Below are 4153 nucleotides of genomic sequence, written 5' to 3'. Positions count from 1 at the left end.
GTGTATAAGAGACAGTTCGCAGGGGGAGGAGCAGATCGAGTATGTGGAAACTCACGGGCGATTCAGAAAGCTTGCTGAACGGAGCGGGTTCGAGACCTATGGCTCGAACACCGAGAGAAGGCACCGCAAAGCGGCAAGATTTCGCGCCTGTCGCTGTGATAACTGGAACATAGCCAGCCAGCGAAAGTGCGGAGTAAAAAAGCGGGGAGAGATCCAAGAGAGGGAAAGCACTTCCCTCTCTTGGGCGGTTTCGGCGCAGCGCGTTAAGCGATCACCGCACTTGAGAAACCGAAACTTACTCAATCCAACTTTCACGGTGAGTGAAAAAACCGAAATATTCTCGATCAAGCCTTCACGGCGAGTGAGAAAGCGTTCGGTTAGCCGCCCCGTTGCAGCGGCCTTCTGCATCACGAAACGTGTTGCAGCGGCCTTCTGCATCACGAAACGTGTTGCAGGAACTCACGCAGACGTTCACTCGGCGGATTGTTCACCAGATCTGCCGGTTTGCCGTCTTCTGCAATGCGACCTTTGTCGATAAAGATTAAGCGTGATGCCACTTTCTCGGCGAAGCCGACTTCATGGGTCACGATAACCATCGTCATGCCTTCTTCCGCCAGTTGTTTCATGACGGTCAGCACTTCGTGACGCAGTTCAGGATCGAGCGCAGAGGTTGGCTCATCAAACAGCATCAGTTTAGGTTTCACCGCCAGAGCACGGGCAATTGCCACACGCTGCTGCTGGCCACCGGAAAGCTCTGACGGATAGTGGTTGGCGCGTTCAGACAGGCCCACTTTTGCCAGCAACTCTTTCGCCAGTTTATTGGCTTCATCCTTCGACGCACCACGAACGCGGATCGGGCCGAAAGCCACGTTTTCCAGCGCCGTCATGTGCGGAAACAGATAGAACTGCTGGAACACCATACCGGCTTCCTGGCGGATCAGACGTTCATCCACTTTCGGATCATTCACTTTCAGGCCATCGACAATCAGTTCACCGGACGTGATTTCTTCCAGCTTATTGATGCAACGCAACAGCGTGGATTTACCGGAGCCGGATGGCCCGATGATAACCACGACTTCTCCCTGAGAAATGTTCAGATCGATGTCGTGGAGCACCTGGGTTTTACCAAAGTGTTTTGAGACGTTCTTGAATTCAATCATATAATTTTCAGTTTGCGTTCTAAGCGGCGCAGAACAAAGCTCAGAGCCAGCGTGATGATCAGATAGATAACAGCAACCGCACTCCAGATTTCCATAGCGCGGAAGTTACCGGCAATAATTTCCTGGCCCTGACGGGTCAGTTCGGCCACACCGATAACGATAAACAGCGACGTATCCTTGATACTCACAATCCACTGGTTACCTAACGGTGGCAGCATACGGCGCAATGCCAGCGGCATGATGATGTAACGTAGCGTCGCACGGCGCGACAGGCCCAGCGCCAGACCGGCTTCACGGAAACCGTTGTGAATCGACAACACCGCGCCTCGTGTAATTTCAGCGATATAAGCACCGGAGTTGATGATGATCGTCACCACCGCCGCGCTGAAAGGGTCGATCCGCAGATCGGGCACCATCATCGGCAGTGCGAAATAAATGAACATCACCTGTACGACGATAGGCGTGCCGCGAATAAGCTCGATAAAGACCAGTGCGACGTTGCTGCTAAACCAGCCACCGAACGCGCGGGCAAAGCCCGCAATCACACCAATAATCAGGCCGCCAACCAGACCGAGGACCGAAATCCACAATGTCATTTTGGCGCCTTCGAGCAGGATAGGCAGAGCGGGCCAAATTACGCTCCAGTCAAACTGCATGGATTATCTCCTGGTATAACAACAAACTGCGCCTGGTCAGCATCACTGGCAGGCGCTTCTTATCAAGTGCTCTTTCTGAAAAAGGAACGACTTAAATGAAAAAGGGCTTATTTAGGTTCGCTATCAAACCATTTTTTGTAGATCGCCGCGTAAGTCCCATTCTCTTTGATGGTTTTGAGCGCCGCGTTGGCTTTTTCACGCAGGTCACTGCCTTGCGGGAAAGCAATACCGTACTGCTGTCCAGCCAGTGAATCACCGACTGCTTTGAACTGACCTTTACCGGCCGTTTTGATGAAGTACAGGATATTTGGCGTGTCGTGCATTACCGCATCAGCGCGGCCAGTGCCCAGTTCCATATAAGCGCTGTCGATGTTCGGGAACTGACGCAGATCTTTGGTCTGTACGTTAGCTTTCATGTAATCAACGGAGCTGGTGCCGCTTTTCACTGCAACGGTTTTGCCTTTCAGATCAGCCACGCTTTTGATGCTGTCGTTATTGCTCTTAACCATCACCATCAGGCCGCTGTTGTAATAGCCGTCAGAGAAGTCGATGGCTTTTTTACGTTCAGGTGTGATGGTGATCCCCGCCAGCGCCAGATCGATGTTGTGTGTCTGCAGGGCAGGAATGATGCCGCCGAAGTCCATCGGTTTCAGTTCATAGGAGACTTTCATCTCTTTTGCGACCGCGTCCCACAGGTCAATGTCGAAGCCGACGTACTTGTCGCCTTGTTTGAATTCAAACGGTACAAACGCAGTGTCGGTAGCTACGATCAATTTTTTGTCTGCTGCGTGTGAGCTAACGGCAAAGGCCAGGGTTAACGCGGCCAGGGAAACTTTTAAGAGTGACTTCATCAGGGAATTTCCTTTGTACATATTATGGGAACGACTTTATGTTACGGCGCTATAATGCAATATTTATGCCAAATTTTATATTTATTAAAATTCAATGTCTTATCGCGTTGCTGAACCGTTTAAGCAGTGATTGAAAGCCGGTTAGCACCAAATGAGTGCATTGTTACATGTGGCAATGTTCTTTTATGGTGCGTGGTTTTATCATTAACCATATCTTGTATTTTAAACAATCATTAATTAACAACTACGCTGCTCAAATGATAACTTGCTCTAACTTTATTGATACATGAGTAAAATGTGTGCTCAATTTTGAAGCAAACATATCAATGAGGGGGAGATAATAACGGAGGGGAGGACTTTCATTGAACCATAATGGTGCAGCCTGACATATGACAAAATATTAGCGTAGCTGACTGTCTTTGCTGCCGCGTCGGTTGTAGCCAGCGTGATCCTGCTGCTTTTTATCCAGCACTGCCTGACAGGTGACGCAGTACTGCACGCCCTGAAGCGCTTTACGGCGTGCCTCCGGGATCGGGTCACCACACTCTTTACAGTAATGCGCACTTTCGCCATGCCCGAGAGACTGACGTGCGCGATCGACCGCATCATTTACCGTAGAATCAATCTGTTCCTGCACGGCGCCATCTTGCGCCCATCCGCTTGCCATTATGACCTCCCCGCAAGGGTTCGTAAAAAGGTGAAACGGGCAGATGATTATCATCTGCCCGTTTTGTACTGAACTTGAAGAAGTAGGGTAGCTGCGGTTACATGCCTTCAGCTACCGGGGCGCTGATTACTCGATATTTGATTCAATGAACCACAGGAATTTATCCAGGTCGCGCGATGCGGCAGTGAAAATATCGGCGGTGTCTTCATCTTCGACTTCGCTTATGGCTTTGCGCGTGTCATTAGCGACGACGCCATAACGTTCTGCCAGGGCTTTCAGGTGTTCCTGCACGCTATGGATATTGGTCGGATAGCTCTTCAGGGGAGTTTTATCGTTAACAACCTGAACGGTACCCAACGCCACGCCGCCTAACTGCACAATACGTTCTGCAATGGTGTCCTGATGATCGATGATCGCGGTACGGAAGCCATCAAGCATTTCGTGTACGGCAATAAAGTTTGCACCACGCATATTCCAGTGTGCCTGCTTGGTGATCAGTGACAGGTCGATGTATTCGGTCACCAGACGGTTCAGCACCTTGATAGTATTGAGTTTGACGCTTTCATCTAAATCATTGCGTGTATAGATAAGCTCAGAAGATTTCGTTTTGACCAGTTTAGCGGTACTCATATACATATCTCCTTGTTTCATTAAAATTAATTGCTATTAATGTATTTCATAACTGTATTCAGTATAGCAATAAATTGAAAAATTGCAGGGCGACCATTCCTATCGTTCTGATAGCGTATGACTTATAAGCTCTGCAACAGGTTCGCTTTTAAATTATCATGCTGATTTATAAGGTAGATAGGATTCATC

The 4153-nt window shown here is 49.3% G+C and carries 5 protein-coding genes; all 5 read right to left on the bottom strand.

Annotation, left to right across the window (positions count from 1 at the left end; all coding sequences use genetic code 11):
- Nucleotides 1–437: 437 nt before the first annotated feature.
- The 5 genes from glnQ to dps all read right to left on the bottom strand — a co-directional run bounded on the left by glnQ (nt 438) and on the right by dps (nt 3964).
- A complete protein-coding gene (gene glnQ / locus J1785_RS02860; protein WP_013574681.1) occupies nt 438–1160 on the bottom strand; it encodes a glutamine ABC transporter ATP-binding protein GlnQ in 723 nt (240 codons plus the stop codon).
- Nucleotides 1157–1816 carry a glutamine ABC transporter permease GlnP gene (glnP, locus tag J1785_RS02855; RefSeq protein ID WP_013574682.1) on the bottom strand — a complete coding sequence of 220 codons (660 nt, stop codon included), beginning with the start codon at nt 1814–1816 and terminating at the stop codon, nt 1157–1159. The genes glnQ and glnP overlap by 4 nt, the downstream gene beginning before the upstream one ends.
- A 107-nt stretch (nt 1817–1923) precedes the next feature.
- Entirely contained in the window at nt 1924–2667 is a 744-nt protein-coding gene (gene glnH / locus J1785_RS02850; protein ID WP_129952410.1) for a glutamine ABC transporter substrate-binding protein GlnH, read from the bottom strand.
- A 400-nt stretch (nt 2668–3067) separates the two neighbouring features.
- Nucleotides 3068–3334 (bottom strand): DksA/TraR family C4-type zinc finger protein, encoded by a 267-nt coding sequence (locus J1785_RS02845; protein ID WP_129991250.1) that lies wholly within the window; start codon nt 3332–3334, stop codon nt 3068–3070.
- A 126-nt stretch (nt 3335–3460) separates the two neighbouring features.
- Nucleotides 3461–3964 carry a DNA starvation/stationary phase protection protein Dps gene (gene dps / locus J1785_RS02840; RefSeq protein ID WP_129952412.1) on the bottom strand — a complete coding sequence of 168 codons (504 nt, stop codon included), beginning with the start codon at nt 3962–3964 and terminating at the stop codon, nt 3461–3463.
- Nucleotides 3965–4153 lie beyond the last annotated feature (189 nt).

It is taken from the genome of Rahnella perminowiae (assembly GCF_019049755.1).
GTDB lineage: Bacteria > Pseudomonadota > Gammaproteobacteria > Enterobacterales > Enterobacteriaceae > Rahnella > Rahnella perminowiae.
The sequence above is the reverse complement of the archived record's forward strand: the minus strand, read 5'-3'. Positions and strand labels throughout refer to the sequence as shown.